Origin of the sequence: Zhongshania sp., assembly GCF_047636175.1 — a bacterium.
In the GTDB taxonomy this organism is placed as follows: domain Bacteria; phylum Pseudomonadota; class Gammaproteobacteria; order Pseudomonadales; family Spongiibacteraceae; genus Spongiibacter.
Genome location: NZ_JBLIKC010000011.1, coordinates 102,189 through 128,564 on the forward strand (window position 1 = coordinate 102,189; position 26,376 = coordinate 128,564).

A 26,376-nucleotide genomic window follows, 5' to 3' on the forward strand; every position below is an offset into this window, starting at 1 on the left:
GAATTTACCATGTTTCGTTATCTTAGATTTTATATTTTACCCGCAATGATAATACTTATAGCGCTTGGCATGATGTTAGGAGGAATATGGCTGTGGGTACCCGCAGTAGTATTTATTATATTAGTTTCTATTTTAGACCAGGTGATTCCAAAAGATCTTGATGAGAAGAATTATAAGTACCCATTTTTATTAGACCTTGCACTATATATGTCTACTCCCGCAAGTTTAACGATATTCTTCGCGCTTTTTTGGGTCGCGGGTAGCGGCGTCCAAGATGCATTTGGCGTTGGCAATATAATCCAAAGCATAACAAACATTGATGTGGTTGCTTTAAGAAACAATACTCAGTGGTACCACTTTGTATTAATGTTTTTTGCTTTAACAATGCCGGTTACTGGTGCTGGCGGTCTCGCCGGGCACGAGCTTACCCATAGAACATGGCGCCCATTCGATCTTTGGTTAGGACGCTTTACAATGGCTTTAAACTGGGGCATTGCATTTCCAATAGAGCATGTCTACGGGCATCACTCATATGTAGGTACGATCAAAGATCCTGCCACAGCGGCGCGTGGCGACAGCGTCTATCAACATCTACCAAAAGCACTTTACCGAACGGTATTCAACGCATGGGAAATAGAGAGCGCAAGGCTTGATAAGATCGGGGCTGCAATTTTCTCGCCTAAAAATGTCTTGCTACAACTCGCGGCTATATCAATGACAACTACGCTAGTGGCTTATTTGTTTGCCGGATGGATAGGCGTCATGTTTCATTTGATAATATGCCTAATGACAAAAATCGCCTTAGAAATACTTAATTATGTAGAACACTACGGCATCGTGAGGGTGCCTACTGAACCGGTTAAGCCGCATCATTCGTGGAACTGCAACCATTTGGTTAGCGGAGTCTTCACCTACAATCTGACGCGACACAGCCATCACCATGCCGACGCCCAAGTTCCCTTCCAAGACTTGCAATCCTACTATGACCAGCCAGAAATGCCGGGTGGGTTTACTACCGCTTATTTAACAACGCTTATTCCGCCTTTATGGCAAAAGCGTATTACGCCAAAATTAAAAGAGTGGGACGAGAGATTCGCTTCAGCGGCGGAGCGCAACTTAGCAAGTGAAGCAAACAGAGTCAGTCATTGGTCCGGGCTTGAGGGCTCATCTCTGACGTAACATAGCACTAGGTGGCGCATGCCATGTCTCGCAAGGAGATATATTGGTGTCGCGCACTTCAGGAAAAATTAGAATTATTACATTTCTGTGGTTGCGCAATATTAGATAGGGAGGCTAAAAAGTCAACACTGAGGCCGGAAAAATAAAAATATATTGGGTTCGCATCTGCGGATACAGGATGCTGCAGTGATCGGTATACCCAATGTTAAAGGTGGGCGAGATACTTCTAGCATTGCTGGTTTTCATTGGCGAGCAACGGCTAACAGCGATGAACTTGCAGCATACTGCCACGTGAAGCTGACGAGATACAAAATTGGGAAAAGATTAGAGTTCTTAAACAGCTTGCCCTGCAACCCTAAAAGCAAGTTCTTAATAAAATTATTAGGGTGTTAATGCAAGAAAATTATTCCGCCAACTAAACTAGTTGGCCTTTAAATTAGAAACCATTATTACTTTTAATAAAAATAAGGAATATACAATGAAGACATTAAAAATAATCATTCTCAATGCTGCTCTCATCATGACGCCGATGTCCTCGATTGCCCAACTAAGCGACGCTAATGGGCTCATTGGCTTTGTCGCTGACTTGCCTGTAATAGGTGGACTGCTTGGTACCGCGACTGAATTGCCAATAATCAATGGATTCCTTTCGCACGAGTCAGGACTGGGTGGCTTAGAATCGCTCCCCCTCATTAATCTGTCTCCGTTACTTTCGCTAGAAAATGGCATACCCATAGTAGAAAGACTACCTGTCATAACTCGGATACCGGTTTTGGGGGCAATTATAGGCGATGGCAAAGGCCCAGATCCGATCTCCTTAATCGGCGAGGTCTTAGGATTAGAAGTTTTACCGCTGACGTTTCTCTTTGATGGCAGCGTCCCACTCTAAGTCCACGCCTAGTATTTCACGTCACTCTATGACGCAGAAATGACGTCGCTCAGGACGATTAGGATGTCCTCTTGAAGAATAAGTATCGAGTCGACTAATTTTTAACTAATTTATAGTTGGAATAATAATGAAAAAAGCAATGTGGTTATTGCCATTACTTATGAGTATTCCGTCATTGGCTCATACCGCCGTATTAGAAGAAGTTGTGGTTACCGCCCAGCTTCGTGCAGAAAACTTACAGGACGTACCGGTTTCTGTTACAGCAATATCGGGCGTCAAATTGATGGAAGCAGGTTTAGGAAGAATAGAAGACATTCAGGCCTATGTGCCTAATCTAACAATGTCCAAAGCCGGCATTAGCACGGACATATTTATTCGAGGAATAGGTTCTGGTGCGAATCAGGGATTTGATCAAAGCGTAGGGCTTTATGTCGACGGTGTTAACTATGGTAAGGGGCCGTTATTCCGAGCACCCTTCCTAGATGTAGAGCGCGTCGAAGTATTGCGTGGTCCTCAGAATATATTATACGGGAAAAGTGCGATTGCCGGGGCGCTGAGTCTGACAACTACAGCCCCATCGTTTGAAGACTCTGCCTCAATCGCCTTGTCTTATACCCCTGAATTTGGAGAGCGTTCCGTTGATCTAGTATTTAACAGTCAGATTAACGACACCATAGCCCATCGTTTAGCCGTACGAAAACTAGACACTAACGGCTATTATGAGAACCCAATTACCCAGCGTGACGAAGCTGCGCAGGACGAATTGACCGTACGCTATAAAGTCATTTGGGATAACACCGACAATTGGTCGACTCAGTTTAAGTTTGAGTACAGTACTATTTCAGTCGCCGGTCGCAATGGCGAAACAATTCTAGCGCTACCTTCAGATTCCTCTAATCCAGTATTTGCCAATCGTACTTGGTTGGAAATATTGGATAAAACGACGGTACCGTTATTGGGAATACTACTGCCCAATGTTATTGATATTGACGCACCGTCGGAGGTGAATGACCCCGATCAAGACTACTCACGGGCCATCAACTACGATTCTAGCGACACCCAGACCTATAACATTACGATGAATAATAATTTCGCCTATAACGATCATCAATTCATAGCGACAACAGCATATCTAAAATATGATTACGTGGATTATTGCGACTGTGATTTTACCGGCGCTGATTTATTTCACGCCTATTTCAACGAGCAATATGAGCAAGTCAGTCAGGAGCTTCGCTGGGTGTCGCCCCAGGGCGAGCGCTATGAGTTTATTGGTGGCGTATATGCTCATTACACGGACTTCTATTTCTTTGACACGTTTATTGCCGACTCCGATATATTTCGCTCTGCGCTAAATGCTCTGGACTTACTGGCTCTAGGTGCTAGAGGCGACCTAGACCCAGCCGGCCTTGGCGGTGGTGCTGGTTTGGCGCCCGAGGAAATACTGGGGATTGGCGATGCCGGTACCGCTATCGTTGGCCTGCGATCTCCACGCGACTTTATTAACGAGGATCTGTTAGCAACTATTTTCTTACAAACGACCTTTAACATAACCCAGGCGTTGAGACTCCAGCTTGGCCTACGTTATTCACATCAAGAAAAAGAAGGATCTCGTGAGTTGCGACTTGGTCGAGGCGACGGCGACAACTTTGTTGCCTTTCAACCCGGCGAGGAAGCTAACACAGTCATTGCTAATAACCTGGCTGCTGAATCACACAACTTAAGTGGTAGTCGTGTAGAGAAACATTTATCACCTGATTTGAAAGTACAATACGATATTGGTGAAGATGTGATGGCCTACGCTAGCTTTACAAAAGGTCATAAACCCGGCGGTTACGACGCGAGGTCCAACTCCTCGCCAGCTGCGAATGTTGCCAACCCCGAAAATATTTTAGGCGTCCCGGTTGTATTGCTCGGCGCGTTTGAATTCCAAGAAGAGGTCGTCACCAGCTTTGAAATAGGTGCTAAATCCACTCTGTTTGATGGCGCAGTTGAGTTCAATATTACTGCTTTCTATTCTCAGTACGATGATCTTCAAGTATCTATCTTTGACGGTGTAGTCGGGTTCAACGTGGTCAACGCAGCCAGTGCCGTGTCAAAAGGATTAGAAATTGATGGTCGGGCGGCGCTCAGTGAGTCAGTGATCCTAACTTACTCGCTGGGGTTACTAGATTTTAGTTTCGATGATTTTGACTTAGGTACCTGCCGACAAGGCCAAGTATCCGATAGCCCTGATGGCGTACATTGTGACTATTCTGGCTTTACCAACCAGTATGTTGCGGATTGGTCCGGAAATATTGGGCTTATATACGACACTACAATAATGGACCGCTTCGTGTTGAGAGCCAATGCTGACTTTGTAGGGACCGGGGATTATAACCCTAGCCCCACCCTAGATGAGCGTGTCGACCAAGATGGTTACATTAAAATTAATGCAGGAATTGCATTATCGAGCTTAGATGAAACATGGCGTGTTGCCCTATTGGGTAAAAATCTAACAGACGAACACACAATCGCTTACGCATCAGAAATGCCACTAGCATACAATGAAACCGGCGCAGCAACGTGGACAGGGATGGTTGATGCACCCCGAAGCTATTCGCTGCAACTGAGTTATAAGTGGTAGTTGTCTTTAAGGTCTAATGATACTGTTATCGGCGTCCTATGGGCGCCTCGATCGAACTGTGAAGCCACGTTTTAATTAACAGCACTTGTGATTCGAATAGTCATTTAATTTTCCGTTAACCACTTACGACGCAAGAAAAGTGCCTCTGTATGTGTGGCGCATTTGAACAGGATCGCGACGCAATGCATCGCTGGAATGATTTATTGGCAGATTGGCCAAGCGACCTTATTGATCACAAAAACATAAGACCTACTGATGAGGTTTTAACACTTGATGCCGAAGGATTCTCACTTCGCAAATGGTCTCTTATTCCGCGCTGGTCAAAAGACTCCAAATTGAAATATGCCACGTTTAATGCCCGTGGTGAGACTGTTGCTGAAAAACCTGCATTTCGTGACGCATGGAAGCGATCACAACGCTGCATTGTTCCCGCGTCCGCCTATTTTGAGTGGCCCATCATAGACGGTAAAAAACAATGCCATCGATTATCTCGCAGTGATGGTGACGCGATTCTATTTGGCGGCCTATGGGAAACATGGCAGCACGGTGAAGATCAGCGCAATACATTCACAATCATCACTACCTCCGCAGCAAATGACATCGATTGGGTTCACCCCAGGACGCCGTTGATTATCGATAATGAACATATCGATCACTGGCTAACTTGCTCCCCCGACGAGGCCGTCGGATTAGTCATACCTAGGAATGACTCTGGGCTCTGCGTGACGCCAGTAAGCAGCCCAAAAGCACTTTAGCCTTAGTTATTGTATGAATGACCCTTTCAACGACTACATCTATACCTTTGGTATATCCAACCACTGCGTCGTATAGCTTGGCGATAAGTATTGTCGATGCATCCTCCAGCCCTGCTTGACGCCTTGTGCGCCCAAAAACACCTTTCCATGACGACCTTTATTAATGCCATCAAGTGTTGCCATTAACGTAGACCTAGCTACGGATGCTTGAGGTGCAAATAGATCCTCCTGGACGACATTTTGATCATAGAGGTCTGCTAGCATTACACCGGCTTTTGCATAGCGGTAGCCAGGACGCCATAGCTTCTCCAGTAACCCATTCGCTGCTTTGCAAAGTTTTGAACTATCATCAGTGGGTACAGCGAGTGTTGTCGATGCCATATTGCTATACGAGGGCTCATTAGGATTGAAATATCCAGTTCGTATCGACACCGTTATTTGCTTTGCAAGCTGATTACCTGCACGCAGTTTTTCACTTGCTCGAACGGTATAGCTTGATATCGCTTCACGGAGCTCCGCTACTCCCTCAACCCGCGCGCCAAAACTTCTGGAGCACACTATCTGTTTTTTAGTGCTGACGACCTCCTGTAACTCAAGGCAGGACTCACCGCTCAATTCCCTTGCCGTACGTTCTAGGACGACTGAAAACTGCTTTCTAAGTGTTTTTAAATCGGTGTCAGCGAGATCTAGCGCGGTATGGATGCCCAGATCATGCAGCTTCTTTGAAAGCTGCCTACCGACACCCCACACCTCCTCTACCGGCGTTATGGCTAACAATTTTCGCTGTCGCTGACGATCGGTTAAATCAACGACACCGCCGGTTGCCGGGTAGGCTTTGGCTGCGCGGTTTGCCAATTTGGCGAGAGTCTTGGTTGTTGAGACACCAACACACACCGTGATTCCAACCCAGTTCTGTATGCGCTCACGAATATCCAAACCATATGAAACAATATCACTGGCTTTTCCTAATCCCCCAAGTGAGAGGAAGGCTTCATCGATTGAATACACTTCCACACTTGGTGCCATATCTTCAAGTGTCGTCATTACTCGGTTGGATATATCGCCATAAAGCGCATAGTTTGACGAAAACATAACAACATTGTGCTGCTTAACCATCATCGCTATTTGATGGGCTGGTACTCCCATCTTTATACCTAGTAGTTTGGCTTCTTTAGAGCGAGCAACGACGCAGCCATCATTATTCGACAACACCACTATGGGGAGACCGCGTAATTTTGGCCGGAACAAGGTTTCACAGGACGCGTAGAAGTTATTGCAATCGACAAGTGCAAAAAGATCCTGGCTCATTAGCGACGAATAGTCCGAATCACATTCGTCACTACGCCAAATATCTCTAATTCACTACCATCGCTTATCTCTATGGGCTCGTACGCAGAGTTTCTAGGGATGAGCCTCATCGTTGGCTTAAGGGCAAGCTCTTTTACCGTCATCTCTGAATCAAGGCAGGCAATCACTATATCGCCATGAACCGCCTTCAAGGAGCGGTCTACGGATAGCACGTCATTCGGGTAAATCCCGACATCTGTCATCGAGTCGCCCTGAACACGAACAAAGAATGTCGCCGCCGGGTGCTTAACGCAAAGCTCGTTCAGATCCAGTGTTCGCTCAATATAATCTTGTGCTGGTGACGGAAAGCCTGCTGAAATACGATCTAAGAATAGCGGAATGAGTTGGCGCTTAAACCGAGCGCTTCGGCTGAATATTGAAACGTTCATAGCTACTTCCAATTGATATACTGTGTATATATACAGTATTATGGATAGCTATAACTAGGCAAGTGACTTTATCTATATTTTTACTAGCGCAGTACCGAGAACCACCGCCTTTATCAGGCTAATCACCACTCTTTAGAAAATGATGTCCATAAGGGTCAGGGGCGATTTTGATTAAAAAAGGGTCCGTTATTCGAGCGCACGTAGAGGGTCAATATTAAAGAAATTAATTCCGCCACTTAGCATGACCATAGCGGAAGTTACTGAACAGCAGAGGTGTCGGCGCAAACCCTTTATAATTTCCGCGATCACGTCAAACAATTAGGAAGGCCCGCGACTGAAAAAACGGTATTCACAGAGGACTGAACAGCAGAAACCAAGCTGGAAGTGATTATTGGAACGATGCCGCTATTTGAGGCCGAACTCAGCAATAACAACGAGACCTATAATTTCGTCTTAAGTATCGAGGGCCCCATAAAGACCAAAGGTGTTTCTTATGCTGTAGAGGGCTATAGCTAAAGGCATGAAATCCGAAAATAACCTCTGATGGCTTATTTAAAATAATCTATAACTTAATTTCTTTTTCGGTGTAAAATCAACAATTACTATGAAATAACAACCTGAATTCTATATGATTTCGCCATCCATAAATATCCGATCAGGTTCAGGTTCAGGTTCAGGTTCAGACGATAATAAATGGACTTTATGATGTCTAAGTTTAGATGTGTTTTTTTAATTTCCGGCTTATTGCTTGGCGCATGTTCAGAAAACGATGAGGGAAGTGACTCCCTTTTTGTTGAAGATATGCAAGTAACGCGCGAATTAAGGACAAAGATTATTGAGCTATCTTTAACAGGAGATCCTAGTAAAAATCGTGATTTACCCACCGTAGGGTCTCCGCTCGTAACCTTAGGTATGCAATTATTTTTTACTCAAGCCTTAAGCGGTGAAATGGATGTGGCTTGCGTGAGTTGTCACCACCCTCGGTTAGGCGGTGGCGATAATTTAGCGTTAGCGATTGGCGTAGAGTCCGCCGAACCCTTTTTGCTAGGGCCCGGCCGAAAACATGCCTCATCAGGGGTCGGCTATGACGGCGGCCCAACTATGCCGAGAAACGTACCAACTATCTTTAATATTGGGATGTGGGACAGCGTGATTTTTAATGATGGGCGGATTGAACGTGTCGAGAGCACTAGTGGTGCCGGGGCTGCCATCCTTACGCCGGACTCTGCTAACAGAGAAACCGCTGATCTTTCTGCGACAAGTTTAACCAATGCACAAGCACGTTTCCCGGCTACGTCTCCGGAGGAGATGAAAGGTCATCATAAAAGTGGATACAATAATGCTGGGATCCGTGACTATCTCGTTGCGCGTTTGCGTGGTGACAATAACGACCTTATTAAAAATGAATGGTTGTCAGCGTTTCAAGCGGGCTATCAAGATAGCACTGGTACGCCGGAATCACTGATCACCCAGGCAAATGTTTTTAATGCGGTTGCCGAATATGAACGTTCTCAAGTGTTTGTCGATAATCAATGGAAAGCGTTTATAGAAGGCGAGCGTGATGCTATTAGTTTAGAAGCGAAAAAAGGAGCGATGTTGTTTTATGCTTCGAAAGAACAAGATGGCGCCAATTGTGCGCGCTGTCACAGCGGAGACTTTTTTACGGATGAAAAATTTCATAATTTAGCTATCCCACAAATCGGTCGAGGCAAAGGCGATGGGAGCACGGGCACCAATGACTTTGGTCGCTTCAAAGTCACTAAACAAGAAGCAGATAGATTCGCTTTTAGAACGCCTACCTTGTTGAATATTTCCGTGACGAAGCCCTACGGGCACAGTGGCGCGTATGAATCTTTAGAAGGAATAGTTAGGCATCATTTAGACGTGGAGTCAGCAGTATACGGCTATTCTTTGGCCAACAATGTTAGCCAACTTGGCGTACAAAGTAATGACGTGACGGGCAATACGCAGGCAGCGTTTGAAAAACTGAATGCCGACAGGACTGCTGGCAAGCCTGGGCTTATTGAGAATGTTAGTTTAAGCGATGAGCAAGTAGCTCAATTAGTGGCTTTTCTGAATACACTTACCGATTCTTGTGTTGCTGGAACTATCGATAGCGCCTGCATAGATAAATGGGTGCCTAGCGACGCGCTGGCTGACCCGGATTCATTAAGAGTGTTTGCACGCTTTCAATAAAATCAAAGGGGCCCGTTCATTTCAGATCAGTGACGGTAGCTGGAGAGAGTGTTTTTAGTACAAAAAAATGCTCTCAAGGCGAGCCTATGGCTTTGAGAATTATAGATTAAGACTGCTGGTCCACTGCCGGTGGTGCGGGATTATTAACCGGAATTGATGAGCGCCACTCCCTGTTAATCGGTTAAATCCGCACAGCACTGAAAAACTTTATAGTAAGGTGCGCCGCATGGATTAGCCATTGATTCTAGCAGTGCTAGCTGCAGGTGTGTTGATCGTTCTATAGCCGGCGGGTGCACTCTATTTTGTCAAGCGCTGGTGGCAGCGAATAAAAATTCTGTGCAATTCAGAATACTAAGCGTGCGGCGTGATTGTGCTGCTCATACAAAGGCCGTAGGGTTCGAAAACAAAAAGGCCCCGCGTTAATGCGGGGCCAAGCGATGTTTCTTTTAATCTAGATGTTAAAAGTTGTACCTAGCACTAGCTCCTAGGGTTCTAGGCTCGCCAATGAAGGCGCCAATACGCCCAGCGCCAGCCCGACCTTGAATCGGTGGCGGATCAAATTGAATAGGGGTGTATCCCTCGTCGGTGAGATTGCGGGCCCATAGGGCGACAGACCAATTCTGCCCAATATCCGCAATTGATACTCTGCCGTTAAAGACGGTATAGGCAGGCTCATCAAAATCGCTACCTAATGACGAATTGGAAGAATAGTCACTGGTATAACGACCGTCCAGATGAAAGCTACTCACTAAGCTATCTGTTACTGGTACTGACCAGGTCACTCCAACAGTAGATACCCAGTTCCGACTAAGCCGAGCGCCTGCGCGCAGATTTCCGCCGTCAGTAGGAGCAACAATGTCGATGTTGGAATCATCAGGATAATGGTTGTCGGTATACACAACGCCACCAGTAAACATCAGGTTGTCGCTTGCCAGCCAGGTTCCTTCTACCTCGGCGCCTTGAGACTCCACTTTATCAACACTCACTGTCTCTAGCGTGGTGCCATTAAACTGCCCTAGTTGAAAATCTTCAAATTCACTGAAGAATAGCGTGGCATTAAGAGACATGGTGCGGTTAAAAGCATAACCCTTGGCTCCCAGCTCATAGGTAGTCACTGTTTCAGGTGCAAAGGCTAGGTCATTGGCATTCGGCGCCGCAGGGTTCATGCTCAGACGGGTCTGATTAAAACCTCCCGATTTATATCCAGTTGCTGCATTCGCAAATATTAGCGTGTCATTAGCCAAAGTGTACGCCAGCTTTACTGTACCTGTTAGCTCTTCATCACTATTATCCGTAGTGTAATTCCCTGTAGCGAGGAGTGGCTGGGTTAGCGCGGAAATGCCACAAATAATACTAACGGCTTGCTGCGTTACCCCGGGTTTGCCTGTTGAAAGATTATAGAAGGCTCCGCCACAGGGGTTGCCTTCGGCGCCAAACTCGTTGATCGAGTTTAAGCTAATACTTTTCTCTTCTTCGGTGTAGCGCAGGCCAACTGTTAGCAATAATTGTTCGGTAAGATCAAAGTCCTCTTGTGTAAATATCGACGCACTTTGAGAGCCTTGCCCGCCACTATCATTCACGCCATCACCGGCTATGAAGGCGTTGCCACCCGCTATTGTTCGTGTGACATAGTCGAAGGTTCCTGCACCGCTTGGATCAGCTGCTGAAGCAAAGAAACGTATTGCGTAATTGTTCAGGTCGGCTCCGTAGCGGGCGGTAAATTTACCACCATAGTCTTCATCAGCGTAAAACGCGCCGACCATCCAACTGCCACCGTCCCAAGATCCCTGCAAGCGCAGTTCCTGGGTTAGGGTTTCAAATTTACGGCGCTGGGGATTGCTTTTGTCATAGTAGAAAAGATCGGCACCGCTTGAGTCTATGTGCTCACCAGCTGCGACATATTCCCACTCCCTATAGGCGGATATTGAAACTAAGGTCGCCTTTTCAAGATCTAGGCTCAGCTCAAGCGACAGGCCCCACTGTGTTGTTTCTTCTGTCGATTCACGTCCACTACTAACAGCAATTTCATGCCTGTAGGGATCAGAGCCTTCAGGTAATCCCTTATCATTGGGATTGCTTAACGTGAGGGTGCTAACATCTTGCGGACCAAGCGCCTTTTTCGCGGTACTGGCTCCACAGCACATTTCGTCTCGATCACTATAGTCAGCAATAAAGCGCCCGCTTAGTGTATCACTGGCTCGAAACGCGAGTTGCCCTCTAAACATATAACGATTGCGATCATTGTAGGTATCGCTGCTATTAATATCTCGCAAATAACCATCGCGATCAGTGACCACTGCCTCAATTCGCCCGGCTAATGTATCGGCAACCAGCGGACCGCTGACCGCAGCCGCAAGGCGTTTCAGGTTGTAATTACCAAGAGTAAGCTCGGCAAAGCCTTCGATTTCTTCAAAATTAGGCGCTTTGGTAATAACTTGAATTAAGCCTGCCGAGGTGTTTTTACCAAACAGTGTTCCTTGAGGACCTCTAAGCACCTCAATCCTGGCTACTTCACCGAGCTCATCGATGGCCACACCCGCACGGCTTCTATAAACACCATCAATAAAAACGCCTACGGAGGATTCTAAACCAGGTTCGGTGCCTAAGGTGCCCATGCCACGAAGGCTTAAATTACCACCTGCAGAGGATTCACTAGTGCCAAAACTTAAGGAGGGGGCGACAGCGGTAAGCTCACCCACATCGCGAATTTGAGAGTTTTTAAGTTGCTCATTATCATAGGCAGAAATAGCAACAGGAACATCATTTAGCGATTGTTCGCGCTTGGTCGCCGTGACCAAAACTTCTTCGAGAGTTCGCTCTGCCGCTACAGATGGCAATGCTATTGTGGTCAGTATTAATGCTGAGCCCGATGTTAATAACCATTGGTGCGAAATTTTTCTACGAAGGTAGCTATGCATTAGCGGTCATCCTTTTTTATTGAAGGAAGGTCCGGATAGACTATTCCTTTGCCATTAATTTTTAATTATTAGCTATTCAAAAGACTAATCCGCTACGACACATCGCGTCTGTAAGAGCTTTTACTTATTAAGGATGCCAATATAATTTAATAAATGGCATTCCCTGTAATGGGACGGAATCGCGTCTTGGCACGGCAAAAACGGTACAAACCAGCGAATTACGCCCTGTTTGAGGATGCGGTGGACTTCATTTGTGACAATAACGGAGGAGGAGCAGGAGGACCGCTGAAGCTAAAATGAACTAGAAAAAGGGCCTACCGAACGGCATACCCTTTTTGAATATCCCTAAGAAATGCACTATTCGTGTTGCCGTTTCAGGGCACCGCACCGTCGTTTAGCGGCATCTGCCTCCCAAAAACTCTTTAAATGGCGCTGCGAGCGGACGGCTCAATGCAAAAAGAGTCTATTTTCTCTAGCAATATATGATTTGAGTGCCGGTTCGTGCCGAATGCATCGCAAATCACCTAGTGAAGCACCGCCAAATATCGACCATCATATTCCACTATGTTCGAAATGCAGTAAACCTCAACGGCAGAGCAGGCGGTGCCGCGCATGGCCATCGTTAGTTGATAGCTCATTGCGAAACCCCACCTTGACTAAAATAGATGCCGGCGATAAACCGGTAAAGTGTTTAGTAAAGTCGGGGAAGTTCATAATGCAGCAACACAACCAAGCAACCCCGGGTAGGCAACCAAGATAATAGCCAATGGTGCATCTTCACAAACGCGCTTAAACCTTCCTTTGTCATTGAAGCGTGCCCTGAAGATATTTTCATCGAGTAAATCAAGCATCGCTGGCACTATCCCGCCCGATATATACACGCCACCAGTAGCCCCCATAGTCAAGGCAAGATCACCGGCTACGGAACCTAAAATCGCGTAAAAATCAGCTACTGCTAGCCGGCAGTACTCATCACCCTCCCGCGCCCCGGCAGTCACTCCCGGTGCATCAAGTTCACGCTCTAATCCCGCTAGCCGACAATTTGCCCAGTAAAGATTAGCTAAGCCCATTCCCGACAAAAGTCGCTCAACCGAAACTCGCTCGTAACGCGTCCACAACTGCTTTAGTAACTCTATTTCATGAGGTGACTGTGGAGCAAAACTAACATGACCACCTTCGGAGGGGACGATATCTCCCGAGGGCATGATTGCCGATACCCCCAAACCCGTACCTGGACCAAGAACCGCTTTTACTGTCGCAGCCAACAGTGGTCGCGCACTGCCCAGCCACCTTAATTCCGCTTCGTCTAAAGCGCTAATGCAAAGTGCTTGGGCGCTAAAATCATTAATAATACTAACCCTGATACCCAATTGAGCCTCGATTTCACCGCAACTGAAAGCCCAATGGTTATTGGGCAAATCGATCCAATCCTGCCCAACGGGTCCCGCAACCGCAAAACAAGCGCAATTGATGTTTTTAATATCATTGCGTTTTATATAGTGAAGAATGGCATCAATAAAGTGCAGAAAACTTGCGCAGGGAAAATTTTCAATGCGATTTAAATCTTTACTTCCCTCTTCAACAAAAGCGAAACGCGCATTGGTTCCGCCAATATCTCCAACTAACCGAACCCCTCGCGGTATATTGTTTATTTGCACAGTTTTATTCACAACTCACCTACCAAAGACCACATCCAGTCCGATTAGAACAATCGCTAAATCGCGATACGGTTTAATAACAAGCCTACTAACCAAGACTTAGCAGGCCGCTACACGAGCCTACGGCTCAATCCTCTAGCAATTTTTATTTCGAATATCGGCCTCATCCAACTTCCACCGATGCACGATACATTAGGCAATGAGAGAAGAGCTCCGGCATTACTTATATTGACACCCCACGTGGGACAAAACGGAACTGGTGACAACAGGCCAGCAATTACCTTGAATATTGCTCCGCCACCGCGTTATGGCAGCAAAGAAGTTCATATGGTTTATACCACTTTTCAGTAATAGTATGACTTCGCCGTGGCTGGATATACTAGGTAATAGCTGTATGTTTTTCGGTAGCCGGCGCACCAATCAAACTGCGGGTATAAACGAGACTCACTAAAAAATCGGCGCCGCAATCTACAGTTAACATAAATTTATCATGCTAATCTAACGCCGTAAAAACGTGCGCCAAATCCCTACAAAACAAACACCTGCGTGACACGTCCGCGCTGCGCGCCTTTTGCAATTAAGAGAGGTAGCTCGAAGATTCTTTTGGCTCTAGCCGATCATTGTTACCATCGCGTTTTATTGCTTGGGTGTATCACGCTCAGAGCTCAGAAAATCACGCAAGTCGCTAAAACACAGAATTTACGGTACTGGTATTTTTGTACTAGATACGCATCATTAAACCAGTAAAATGTAATCGTTTACAATTATATTGAAAACCGTTACATTTTGATCCTATTAAGCAGTGGTATTCTCGGGCTTTAAATAAGATCGCGACAATAAATAATGGGCTCCACAAAACTACCGAATACTTAACAAAGTGTTTTTAACAATTTACTAAAAGTCAAAAGCGCGTTAAGTACCGCCCTTCTAGCCGACCTATGCCAGGAACATTTAATATAGTGAGCCAGATTGCCTAGCTTAGGATCTTGAAGAAATGAAGAGACTCGCCAATAACGAAGGAATACCGCGTTAATCATTACATTTACAACATAATGACCACAAATTAAAGGAACAAAGTATTGTGAAAATAAGAATGGGGATGGTCGGCGGCGGCGAAGGTGCCTTCATCGGTGCTGTACACCGCATGGCGGCCGCCTTAGACGGCGAGATAGAACTGGTCTGCGGCGCCTTTAGCAGCAATGCTGAACGTGCACGCCGCTCTGGGAGTGCGCTGCACCTCGCCGCTGACCGTGTCTATACCGACTATAAGTCCATGATGAAAGCAGAGGCCGCGCTGCCTGCTACACAGCGCATGCAGTTTGTCGCCATTGTTACACCCAACCATTTGCACTTTCCGGTCGCCGAAGCTGCGCTGCGCGGGGGCTTTCATGTGATGTCAGACAAACCCGCAACCTTTAATTTAGACCAAGCACTAAAACTACGCGCGATCGTCAGTGAAACCGGTCTGCGTTACGGTCTCAGCCACGCCTACACTGGCTATCCGCTGGTTAAAGAAGCACGGCTGCGCGTGGCGGCGGGAGATCTCGGCGCAATTCGTAAAGTTGTGGTGGAATACCCCCAAGGCTGGCTAGCGGACCGCCAAGAAGATGCCGACAATAAACAGGCCGCTTGGCGCCTAGATCCGACGCAAGCAGGTATCAGCAGCTGCATGGGCGACATTGGTGTACACGCGGCCAACCTTGCCGAATACATAAGCGGCCACTATATCAGCGCAATTTGCGCCGACCTCAGCGCCCTTGTCGAAGGACGCAACCTCGACGATGATGGCTCCATCTTGCTTAAGTTTGAGAATGGCGCCAAGGGCGTCTTGATGGCAAGCCAAGTGAGTGTTGGTGAAGAAAATGCACTTAAAATCCGCGTCTACGGCGAAAAAGGCGGTTTGGAATGGAGCCAACAAGAGCCCAACACCCTGTGGCTAAAGTGGCCAGATCGGCCGACAGAAATGTTACGAACGGGCGCTGATTACCTGAGCTCACTGGCAGCAGTAAATACCCGCACTCCGAGCGGTCATCCTGAAGGTTATTTAGAAGCCTTTGCCAATATCTATATGGCCTTTATCGGCCAGATCCGCGCCGCAGAAAATGGTACCGCGCTTGATGAACGCAGCGCTGATTGCCCTAGCATAAAGGAGGCGGTACGCGGTATGAGCTTTATTGAGAACGCCGTCGCCGCCAGTGCCAGCAATATGAAATGGCACAAGCTACCCAACTATTAATTAGCCGCAACGATTGAGATATCAATATGTCGAAAATGAAAGGGCCAGGGATTTTTCTCGCCCAGTTTGCAGGTCCAGAAGCCCCATTTAATACGCTCGCCAACATCACTAAATGGGCGAGTGATCTCGGCTACAAAGGTGTCCAGATCCCCACGTGGGAAATTGGTTTAATTGATCTAGCCAAAGCCGCTGAAAGCAAGGAATACTGTGACGGGCTGCGCGCGATTTGTGCGGAAAATGGTGTTCAGATCACTGAACTGTCTACCCATTTACAAGGCCAGCTAGTGGCAACCCACCCGGCTTACGATGAGCAGTTTGACGGATTTGCCCCCGCGCATTTACGCGGCAACCCCAAAGCTCGCCAAGAATGGGCTGTCGAGCAATTAATGCTCGCCGCCAAGGCCAGTAAAAATTTAGGCTTAACAGCACACGCCACTTTTTCTGGCGCCCTACTCTGGCACACCATATACCCGTGGCCCCAGCGACCCGAGGGTTTGGTTGAAACAGGTTTCAAAGAACTTGCTAAGCGCTGGCTGCCTATTCTTAACGCATTTGACGCTGCCGGTGTAGACCTCTGTTATGAGCTTCACCCAGGTGAAGATTTGCACGATGGCGTAACCTTTGAGCGCTTTTTGGAAGCGACGGGCAACCATCCTCGCTGCCATATTCTTTACGACCCCAGCCACTTCGTATTACAACAACTGGACTATATTCAGTTCATTGATTACTACCACGACCGCATCAAGATGTTTCATGTAAAAGATGCCGAGTTCAATCCCAATGGCCGCAGCGGTATTTATGGTGGCTACCAAGGCTGGAAAGATCGTCCCGGTCGCTTCCGATCGCTGGGAGATGGCCAAGTCGATTTCAACGGTATTTTTAGTCAGTTCGCCAAATATAATTTCGATGGCTGGGCGGTATTAGAATGGGAGTGCTGCCTCAAGCATCCTGAAGACGGTGCCTGCGAAGGTGTGGATTTCATTAATCACCACATTATTCGTACCACCGACAAAGCCTTTGACGACTTCGCTGGCGGCGCTCATAACGAAGCCGCCAATTTAAGAATATTAGGGCTGGACTAAGGCAATGTTCAATAACCCCTATTTAAGTTCAGTAGTAAGAGCCAGCAAAACGTGCAGCTTTTATCTGCAGTTACCGCTAACAAAACAAACGCTATCATTAAGCCTTCTTTACTGGTCGAGCTATATATCAAGCAGGGCAACGTCAGTTGCTTGGGTTTTTAAAAAACTCAACTCCAATAATATTCATCATTCAATTTCCCGGCAGCGGTCGGGACATACCTGATGTCGCTGCAATTTGGCAACTGCTGCGCCAAGATACCCTGAGCGCGATGACGATCAGTTTTTAAATATTACCGAATAAAAAATTAGATTAATAATAATGGAAGTGAACGTATGAACAACACACACATAGACCGCCGCCGCCTTTACCTCATAGGCAATCTATCCATTTTTATGATTGGTTTGGGTTTTGCCGTACGCGCCAATATTGCTGGCTATCTGCAGACCGAAATTTTTAATTTTATTGATCTTGCCAATTCTGCAGCGATGGTTGGCGAGGCACTCGGGGCAACCTTTACCGGCTTTGCACTCACGCTACTGTTTGGCAGCGCGCTCGTCGACCTTATCGGCATGAAGCGCATGCTATTGCTATCAGCGCTCGGCTACGTCGCGGGCGCCCTCGGTCTAATGGCGGCGGCCTACGATCCCCAAGGCGACAGTGTGCACGCCATTGTATTAATTAGCTTACTACTTACCGGCCTCGGTTGGGGCGCCGTAGAGGCGGCATCTAACCCCATGGTTGCTGCACTGTACCCAGAAGAGAAAACCCACCGACTAAATATTCTGCATTCTTGGTGGCCCGCCGGTATCGTAGTAGGTGGTTTACTAGGTGTAATGATTAGCGCCACAGGTCTACCATGGGAACTTAATATGGCGGTACTTATGCTGCCGTCGCTGGTGTTGGTATGGATGGTTTCCGGTGCCGAGTTCCCTGTTACCGAGCGAGTGGCAAATGGTGTCAGTTATCGTGAAATGTTTGGCGAGCTACTGCGTCGCCCCATGTTTTGGGTTTTTTGGGGCTGCATGTTCCTCACATCTGCAGCAGAACTCGCACCGGGCCAGTGGGTAAACATCGCACTGTCTAATATTGTCGGTATGCAGGGTATTCTATTACTTGTATACGTTAGCGCCTTAATGTTCGTGATGCGTCACTTTGCTGGACCAATCGCCAAACGTATTTCCGCGGTCGGTTTGATGTTTGTTTCCTGCCTATTTGCGGGGCTTGGGCTTTACTTGCTAAGTTTAGCAACATCGCCAGTACTGGCCTTTGCAGCCGCCACAGTATGGGGTGTTGGCGTGTGCTATTTGTGGCCGACCATGTTGGCCATTTCCTCAGAACGTTTTCCCCGCGGCGGCGCCATGGCAATGGGTTTAATGGGCTTTGCGGGTGGTATGTCGATTCAGTTTGTACTGCCCCATATGGGCGGAATTTTCGATGCGGCCAAAGCCAGTGCCGCCGGTGGTGCAGATAAATTAGCTGAGCTTTCACCCGAAGCTATGACTGAAGTGGTACGTTATGCCTCGGTAGAATCCTTCCAGTCAGTCGCCTTTATACCGCTGTTACTATTACCGATTTTTGGCATAATCTGGCTGGTTGATCGTAAAAATGTGGACACGAAAATACGACAAGCTGTTTCAGATAATTCATGATTAAAAATATATCTGATAACACGTTACCGTTGAGTTTTAGCACGCGTGGACCATATTAGTTAATTGGTATCCAATACTGAGCCATTATGTACCCGTATTTACATCGAGTTTTGACCACGTTTAACACTTTCCCGCAGGACGACTGCGGGGGAATTCAGGAGTGATAGACGTGGCATTATTCAAGGTGATTTAACGCTGGCATTTCCGCGAGGGAAAGCCGATCAAGGCCATTGCCAGCCGCACAGGCTTATCCTGTAACACTATTCATAAATACTTCGCTTACCAAGTGACTGTGGCAGCCTACCCAGCTCATAAAAACCCAAAAATATTGATGATTACGGAGAAACGCTAACTAGCTGGCTACTTCGAGAATCTTGGCGCCATGCAAAGAACACCGCAGAGGGAAGCTACTTTATCGAGCTCTGATTTTCATTGGCTATACCTGCTCATACAATCTAGTTGTCGACTTCGCCCGCTAGTGAAGGCAAGCCTGGGGCGATCCTAAGAGGCTATCCGCGAGGTATGTCTATGCACCACGATAGTTCACCTTAGGAGATGTCTTGCAGTTTGATTGGTGCGAAGATTAGGTCAGGATTAATAACGTCCGTATCAAGCTGCAAGTAGTGCATTTTAAGCTTTGCTACAGCTGTACCGTCTTCCTGCGACCTTACCTCACTCTGTCAGACAAAATGTTGTATAAAACTGCGGATTTAGAATCGTTATAACTACGGTACTAGACAGCTTATCTCTGGTGGAACGCTGCACCGTATAAACCCGTCAGGGCTTTTCGCCACCAACCCAATAAATCGCATTTAAGATCAGCTGCTGATAACGCACATCCTGATAAACTGCTTTAGTATGTCCGGGCGCAGCATAAACGACACGCCCTTCTCCCACTGAATGAGACCATACCAGCGGATGGTCAGCGCCCATTGCCCAAAAATTTGGATCGTAAGTATTTTCATCAACGGTCAGCAGTACGAGACTGTCATTAGCTCTAACACTGCTTTCAAAGCTGTACCACTCATCAACCATAGACCATTGCGCTGGCAAGCCGTCCATAACAGGATGTTTACTGTTTTCAGCATTAAGCGTGGCTCTCTGAATTTGCGGCCACAGCGGATGCATCGTAAATTGACTGCGAAGGACCTTATTCACATACCAAGGCCATGCTTTATGAGAACCGTCACCAGCCCCGTGAATACCCAAATAGCCACCGCCACTATTAATGTATTCCTCAAAATCTCGCTGCTGATCACTGGTTAAAGCCGGCCCTGTAACATTATTCCAAATCACCAGATCAAACCGAGCGAGCTGAATCGCGTTAAAGGCTGCACCATTCTCAGTAAAGGCTATTGCCCACTGCTGCTCAGCGGCCATAGTTGCCAACAGCTCATTGGCGGCAGGAATCCCGTCGTGGTGACGAAAGCCATTGGTCTTTGAAAAGACCAATACTGTAAAACGGCGCTCATCCAGTTTAAATACTGGCTGCGTTGAATCAAAAACCGGATCAGCAAACATCTGTGGCTGTTCACGCTTAAAGTCAGTAACGAAATTACCAACAAAGAGTCCTGCGCTAACGGTAAGTAGTACTATAATCAGCAAGATTATTTTTTTATTTTTACTCATTTCAATTCAACCAATGAGTCTTTCTTTAATGAAGACATTACTAGTCGCGAAATCAGTAACATCATCAATCCCATCCAGAACAACAAGGGCTCATAAGGATCGACTCCGCGCAACCAACCCATTGCCCGCAGGAAGTTACAATCAGTACTTATTGAGTACAGACAATTCACAGAAGACCACATGCTTTCACCATTTTGCTTGCTAACAAAATGATACACCAAGGCCCACCACAAAAAGCTAAGCACGGTTACTAGCGCACCAATACCGGTAAAAATATTAAGCATTGATTTTGTTTTCATACTAAATATTTCCTGCCTGTAATTGCTTAACGGCGTAATCCACTGCCCGAGCGGTTAACGCCATATAGGTAATTGATGGATTAACACAAGAAGACGATGTCATGCAGGCGCCGTCGGTAATAAATAGATTATTCACGTCATGCGTCTGATTCCAGCGATTAAGAACTGACTCAGCGGGATTATCACCCATTCGCGCCGTTCCCATTTCGTGAATAGCACTCCCCGGCGCGGCGCCACTGTCAAAGGTGCTGACATTAATTGCCCCAGCAGCACTCAACATTTCCTGAGCTTGAGCCATCATGTCTTTATTCATCTTTTTTTCGTTGGCGCCATAAACGCTGTCAAAACTAACTTGCGGGATACCAAAACGGTCTTTCTTGTGTTGGTCTAATATGACGCGGCTATCCATATTTGGCAGGTGCTCTCCAAAGCCACTAAGATAGGCTATCCATGGCCCCGGCGCGCGCATTGCCTGCTTAAAGCGTGGGCCAAACCCCTTAATTTGGGTCGACATAGATTTCCAGTCCATGCGGCTTGCGCCACCTTGATAACCATAACCCCTAACAAAATCTACATCAGTACCTTGTTCGTTCAGATTTCTAAAGCGAGGAATATACGTACCATTAGGTCGATTGCCGATAGTATATTTATCAAGGTAGCCAGGCATAATTCCATGCGCACCAAAGCCCGACGTATGATCCATTAGATAACGACCCAGCACACCACTACTATTGGCCAAACCCTCGGGGAAATCTTCTGAACGGGAATTAAGTAGTATTTGGGTACTGGCGATAGTAGAAGCACAAAGAAAGACCAGCTTGGCCTGATACGTTGCTTTTGACTGATTATTGGCGTCGATCACTCGGACCCCCGAAACCTTTTTCGTTTCAAGGTCATAATCCAAACCCTCAACAACACTATTTGTGCGAACAGTAAGATTGCCCGTTTTTTCAGCTGCGGGCAGGGTTGAGCTCTGACTGCTAAAATAAGCCCCTACTGAGCACCCTCGCTGGCACGGACCGCAGTAGTGACAAGCACCGCGATTATTCTTAGCCTCGGTTTGAACTGCACAGCGTCCAATGGTCATCTTCCGCTCAGAGAATTTTTCTTCAATACATTGTTTTATCTTTTTTTCGACTATATTCATCGACATTGGCGGCTGAAATTCACCGTCAGGTAAGTGTGCTAAGCCTAATTTTTCACCACTGACGCCCACAAATTTTTCAACATAAGAATACCAGGGCGCTATATCTTTATACCGAATTGGCCAGTCGATTCCATGACCATCTTTTTTATTGGCTTCAAAATCTAAATCACTCCAGCGATAGACCTGTCTACCCCATAGCAATGAACGCCCCCCTAATACATTGGCTCTCCCCCACTCGAAGGGTTTATCTTTGTCGTAAACGTAAGGATTTTCCTTGTCGTTATTAAAAAATTTACGGGTGGTCTCATCAAAAGCATAACTTTTGCTTTGAATTGGGTATTCTTCCGTGTACAAGGTTCGCAATGGCTTTCCGGCAAATGGGATTTTCCAGGGCGGCAGGTGCTCAGACTTATAGTCGGCACCATGCTGTACCGGCGCGCCGCGCTCTAGTAACAATACAGTCAGACCTTTCTCAGTAAGCTCTTTTGCAGCCCACCCACCCGAAATTCCCGACCCCACCACAATGGCATCAAAATTATTTTTACCGCTCATGCCACACGCCCTCTATTCATTGACTGGAATTGAATACCGATCCTTAACTATGATGACCACTGCCTTCCCACATCAACGAGGTCAATATCACCGTAACGCATTGGCATTGGATTATATTTGAGTTCTTCGGTCGCACCCTCTTCCGATGAGTAATACCCCAATACTGTCAGCTCTTTTAATTTCATGAAGAATGGTTTGTCCTCATCCTCGTCTTTACTGAGTGGATTTTTAGATTTTACCGGTGTATACGCTTCACTATCGTGCTCAGCATACTCAAGCGCCTTAATCTTTTGCTCCGGTGTTGCGTTAAGAAAGTCCGCTTTATATTGCTTATGACAAAAAACATTCAGTAGCGACAGTCCGTCAAAATAAATTTTGCGTTCACGATCGGTATACCAATCAGACACCATTAATTCAATAAAATGAGGCACACCCGCATCTATAGCCCCTGGTGTATCAGTGCGCGGTATAATCATCTCAGCAAGTGCTGCCGTCATTTTCTTTTGGCTAATAGAAAATCGCTGTGTGACGATATTAATCCCGCCATCAACTCCGTTTAGAAACGCATTAACAACAGATGCCGAGCTCATACCGCCCAATAAAATAGCAGCATTTTTTAATAATTCTCTTCGGTTCATAACATCTCCTCACACTGATATTTAATGTGTTTTAACCGGTTTATGGCCTTTATTTATATGCTGAACTTATTAGCAGATCGGACTTTAAAAATGGCTCTCTCAATAGTGTGCCAAAAGTACCTCATTCCTTTTCTTTAACGACCTTTATAATAACCGCCTTCAACCCGCGATAGAGAAGGTAAATCAGTGCCATAAGAGCCACTATGCACAGCAATGTCAAAACACCTGCCTTTACTAAAAATGGGCCATAGCCAGTCTTATCTGAGTTAGTAGAGCGCATCAATAATGCACGAGAGTTAGTAGCGGAAATATTCTTTTTGAATTCGTCAATATCGTGCTGCATTTCCACCACACGATCTGGGTAATCCGCCGCAATATTGTTTTTTTCAAACGGGTCATCATTGAGGTTAAATAGGAGTAAATCGTGGGAAAATAGATTTAATTTTAGTATCGGTTCAAGAAATTTTGGATAGCCAGACTGCGGTAGTTTTAATTTCCAGTCGCCGTTCCTGTAAGCAACAATATCTGCTGTAAACCCTGAATTATAAAAAAAGTGTCTTTTATTGGGCACGCCATCGCCAATCAAAACGGGTGTAATATCGGCACCATCAATTTCCCTATCCTCTGGCAGAGGAACACCCGCAATCGCCGAAAAAGTCGGCATTAAATCTAGTAAGCTGGTAATGGTATCGTCAATACGACCCCCCGCAATCTGCGCTGGCCAATGAATAACCGTCGGGACTCGCTGTCCACCCTCAAATGTAGAGCCCTTGCCATCACGCAGCCCGCCTGACGAGCCGCCATGATCACCCATTGCTAACCATGGACCATTATCTGAGGAAAATACAATTATAGTATTGTCCAGTAAATTCAGTTGGCGTAATTTATCAACGACTTCACCGGCGCTCCAATCAAGCTCTTGCACCACATCGCCGTACAACCCGCCGTTGGAGCTTCCCTCAAATTCTGGCGATACATAAAGAGGTACGTGGGGCATGCTATGAGCGAGGTATAAAAAGAATGGCGCCCCAGCGTGACGCTCAATATAATCCACGGCTTTTTCAGTATAGCGCTTGGTTAAATAACGCTGATCAATAGGCTCAGGTATCATCTCCTGATTTTCGTAAAAGAAAAAATTAGCCATGTCATTGCTGAAGGGCACGCCATAAAACTCATCAAACCCCTGATTCCACGGCATATATCGGTCCTGATGACCCAAATGCCATTTGCCGACCATACCCGTGTGATAACCTACTTTTTTAAGCTGCTCGGCAATGGTAATTTCAGATGATGGCATGCCCTCTGGTGCGTCATACATAAAAACATGGCCAATACCCATGCGCGCTGCGTAGCGACCCGTCATTAAGCCTGCTCTTGAAGGAGTACACACTGGCGCTGCGGCGTAGAACTGCGTCAGCTTTATTCCAGCCTCGGCGAGCTGGTCAATTCGCGGGGTACTAATGGATTCGGCGCCAAAACTGCTGATATCACCATAACCAAGATCATCAGCCAAAATCACGATGATATTCGGTGGATTAAGCGCCTCACTGTGCTGATGATCCGTATATTTACCGTCGGATTCAGTAGCGGCGCTTGCCACTACCGGCAGCATAGCGATCAGATAATACGTACTTAGGAATACCGCTTTTAAGGTTTTTTTAGTCAACAAATAAGTCATTATTATTCTCTATACAAACAGGATTTATTTAGAGATAAGGCTACATACCCAACTAACGTTAAGGTAGCTTATTAACTGCCGATGAGCGGCCCTATCTTACGCTCACTAACCTTAGCTAGAGAAATAGTGAGTGTTCTTATTTCCACTTAAAACAGCTATTGAACTCACTTAACGGGCTTACTTATTAGTGACCGCGTCACAGCGCGAACAAATATAATTTAACACTTCTAAATATCAGCGTGTTACTGGCATAACGCTAACCAGATGATCAATAACGCGATAGATGCGTGGATATATTGGAACCAGAGCAAACTGCTTTTCATTCTCAAAATAAACTCTAGTATATTCTGTAGCCTCGTATATTTACCACGCTCGATAATGCGGAGTTTGCCACCAACACTTCAGTAATTTTCTGAAGTGTTGGTGGCAAACCTACGCGTGGTAGGCATCAGAAATACGTTTAGCTTTTCTCTACTTTATCTGCAAAGGTCATTGGCGAGGATTTTTTACTTAACCCCCACTAACATCTCATTACCAATTATAACTAACGCTAGCGCCAAACGTCCGGTCCGCATCCATAGGAAGAAAATGGGCAATATCGCGGCGATCATTGACTAAACTGAGGGGGAAAAAACCAACAACATAACTTTGACGAAATAGGTTTTTAACATAGCCAGAAATTTCAAGTCGATCTTGCATTCCTTGCCATCCGAGTCGCAAATCCCATATCGAGTAAGACTCTTGAATAGCCAACGGATGTTGTTCTGCGCTAAATTGAATGTCATCAAACCAGCGCCCGCCTAATTGAATATAACCATGACTAGCGAAATTGTTGAAGTTTTTCTCATAACGCGCGCTAAGCGACACACTTTTCTTAGGCGCATTGGGTAAGGCTCCACCTGATACATCCTGTAAATCGCAGCTACCGTCGTTATCAACATCTACTCCACCCTTTTCACCGGGTGCCTGGCCAACAAAACACTGAGTCACAAATTCGTTAAACTCTGCGTTGTTGTAGAGCAGCGAACCAAGCAAAAACAGTGATTCAAACGGCTGAGCCTTAAAGTCGATTTCTATACCACTCGTTTCTAGCTCACCGGCGTTATCAGTTCGGAACTTTGTCGACGGCACAAGTACGGTTGGATCATCGGAGTTACCAACATCGATTATCTGTGCTTGAAAGTCTTTAAAGATGGATTGAAAAACCGCAACATTGACTTCCAATCGGTTATCAAAAAAGCGTGATTTACTACCCAACTCTATTGACTGAACCGTTTCAGGGTCGACAGGGTCGCTGAAAGCCGCTTCAAGGTCGCTGTCGGACAAATCAAAGGCACCGCCTCGATATCCTGTTGATACAGTTGTATAAAGCGTCCGGCTATCTGACCAATCGTAACTCAAGGACATCGTACCGATAATGGTTTCGTCGGTAATAGTGGTTTCAGCAACACTGGTATCGCTTTCGGCGACGTTTATCTCGGTAGCATCGTTTTGTGTAAAGGCAACAC

19 protein-coding genes are annotated in these 26,376 nt (G+C 46.3%); 8 read left to right on the top strand and 11 right to left on the bottom strand.

Annotated elements, in window-relative coordinates; all coding sequences use genetic code 11:
- Positions 1-9: 9 nt before the first annotated feature.
- The 4 genes from ACI955_RS08695 (at position 10) to ACI955_RS08710 (ending at position 5,449) form a co-directional block, all read left to right on the top strand.
- Entirely contained in the window at positions 10-1,179 is a 1,170-nt protein-coding gene (locus tag ACI955_RS08695; RefSeq protein ID WP_415243347.1) for an alkane 1-monooxygenase, read from the top strand.
- A gap of 478 nt (positions 1,180-1,657) precedes the next feature.
- A complete protein-coding gene (locus tag ACI955_RS08700) occupies positions 1,658-2,068 on the top strand; it encodes a hypothetical protein (protein ID WP_415243348.1) in 411 nt (136 codons plus the stop codon).
- 127 nt (positions 2,069-2,195) lie between these two features.
- On the top strand, positions 2,196-4,694 hold the full coding sequence (locus ACI955_RS08705) for a TonB-dependent receptor (protein WP_415243349.1): 2,499 nt from the start codon (positions 2,196-2,198) through the stop codon (positions 4,692-4,694).
- Between the two features lie 149 nt (positions 4,695-4,843).
- Positions 4,844-5,449: an SOS response-associated peptidase gene (locus tag ACI955_RS08710; protein WP_415243350.1), complete on the top strand. Its 606-nt coding sequence runs from the start codon at positions 4,844-4,846 to the stop codon at positions 5,447-5,449.
- Between the two features lie 39 nt (positions 5,450-5,488).
- Here ACI955_RS08710 and umuC read toward each other — a convergent pair whose 3' ends face one another.
- Both umuC and umuD read right to left on the bottom strand, forming a co-directional pair.
- Entirely contained in the window at positions 5,489-6,757 is a 1,269-nt protein-coding gene (umuC, locus tag ACI955_RS08715) for a translesion error-prone DNA polymerase V subunit UmuC (protein WP_415243351.1), read from the bottom strand.
- Complete coding sequence (umuD, locus tag ACI955_RS08720) at positions 6,757-7,185, bottom strand: translesion error-prone DNA polymerase V autoproteolytic subunit (RefSeq protein ID WP_415243352.1); 429 nt, start codon at positions 7,183-7,185, stop codon at positions 6,757-6,759. The genes umuC and umuD overlap by 1 nt, the downstream gene beginning before the upstream one ends.
- A gap of 693 nt (positions 7,186-7,878) precedes the next feature.
- Between umuD and ACI955_RS08725 the strand changes: the two genes are divergently transcribed.
- Positions 7,879-9,381, top strand: a complete 1,503-nt coding sequence (locus tag ACI955_RS08725) for a cytochrome-c peroxidase (RefSeq protein ID WP_415243353.1) — start codon at positions 7,879-7,881, stop codon at positions 9,379-9,381.
- A 458-nt stretch (positions 9,382-9,839) separates the two neighbouring features.
- On the opposite strand, the gene ACI955_RS08730 is transcribed toward ACI955_RS08725, so the two are convergent.
- The 3 genes from ACI955_RS08730 to ACI955_RS08740 form a co-directional block, all read right to left on the bottom strand.
- A complete protein-coding gene (locus tag ACI955_RS08730) occupies positions 9,840-12,299 on the bottom strand; it encodes a TonB-dependent receptor (RefSeq protein ID WP_415243354.1) in 2,460 nt (819 codons plus the stop codon).
- A 710-nt stretch (positions 12,300-13,009) separates the two neighbouring features.
- Positions 13,010-13,969: a glucokinase gene (gene glk / locus ACI955_RS08735; protein ID WP_415243355.1), complete on the bottom strand. Its 960-nt coding sequence runs from the start codon at positions 13,967-13,969 to the stop codon at positions 13,010-13,012.
- A 98-nt stretch (positions 13,970-14,067) separates the two neighbouring features.
- Positions 14,068-14,247: a hypothetical protein gene (locus ACI955_RS08740; protein WP_415243368.1), complete on the bottom strand. Its 180-nt coding sequence runs from the start codon at positions 14,245-14,247 to the stop codon at positions 14,068-14,070.
- 791 nt (positions 14,248-15,038) lie between these two features.
- Between ACI955_RS08740 and ACI955_RS08745 the strand changes: the two genes are divergently transcribed.
- The 3 genes from ACI955_RS08745 to ACI955_RS08755 all read left to right on the top strand — a co-directional run bounded on the left by ACI955_RS08745 (position 15,039) and on the right by ACI955_RS08755 (position 18,925).
- Positions 15,039-16,193, top strand: a complete 1,155-nt coding sequence (locus ACI955_RS08745; RefSeq protein ID WP_415243356.1) for a Gfo/Idh/MocA family protein — start codon at positions 15,039-15,041, stop codon at positions 16,191-16,193.
- Positions 16,194-16,219: 26 nt separating this feature from the next.
- Positions 16,220-17,275 (top strand): sugar phosphate isomerase/epimerase family protein, encoded by a 1,056-nt coding sequence (locus ACI955_RS08750; protein ID WP_415243357.1) that lies wholly within the window; start codon positions 16,220-16,222, stop codon positions 17,273-17,275.
- A gap of 333 nt (positions 17,276-17,608) precedes the next feature.
- Positions 17,609-18,925 carry an MFS transporter gene (locus tag ACI955_RS08755; protein ID WP_415243358.1) on the top strand — a complete coding sequence of 439 codons (1,317 nt, stop codon included), beginning with the start codon at positions 17,609-17,611 and terminating at the stop codon, positions 18,923-18,925.
- A 777-nt stretch (positions 18,926-19,702) separates the two neighbouring features.
- On the opposite strand, the gene ACI955_RS08760 is transcribed toward ACI955_RS08755, so the two are convergent.
- The 6 genes from ACI955_RS08760 to ACI955_RS08785 all read right to left on the bottom strand — a co-directional run.
- The gene (locus ACI955_RS08760) at positions 19,703-20,554 is read right to left on the bottom strand and encodes a ThuA domain-containing protein (protein ID WP_415243359.1); all 852 of its coding nucleotides are present in this window, start codon (positions 20,552-20,554) and stop codon (positions 19,703-19,705) included.
- Entirely contained in the window at positions 20,551-20,853 is a 303-nt protein-coding gene (locus ACI955_RS08765) for a hypothetical protein (protein ID WP_415243360.1), read from the bottom strand. Before ACI955_RS08765 ends, ACI955_RS08760 begins: the two co-directional genes overlap by 4 nt.
- Position 20,854: 1 nt before the next feature.
- Positions 20,855-22,552, bottom strand: coding sequence for a GMC oxidoreductase (locus ACI955_RS08770; RefSeq protein ID WP_415243361.1), 1,698 nt, complete (start codon positions 22,550-22,552; stop codon positions 20,855-20,857).
- 47 nt (positions 22,553-22,599) lie between these two features.
- Positions 22,600-23,190, bottom strand: a complete 591-nt coding sequence (locus tag ACI955_RS08775; RefSeq protein WP_415243362.1) for a gluconate 2-dehydrogenase subunit 3 family protein — start codon at positions 23,188-23,190, stop codon at positions 22,600-22,602.
- Between the two features lie 121 nt (positions 23,191-23,311).
- A complete protein-coding gene (locus ACI955_RS08780; RefSeq protein WP_415243363.1) occupies positions 23,312-24,868 on the bottom strand; it encodes a sulfatase in 1,557 nt (518 codons plus the stop codon).
- 531 nt (positions 24,869-25,399) lie between these two features.
- Positions 25,400-26,376, bottom strand: a 977-nt coding sequence (locus tag ACI955_RS08785; protein WP_415243364.1) for a TonB-dependent receptor domain-containing protein, incomplete at its 5' end; no start/stop codon positions are given.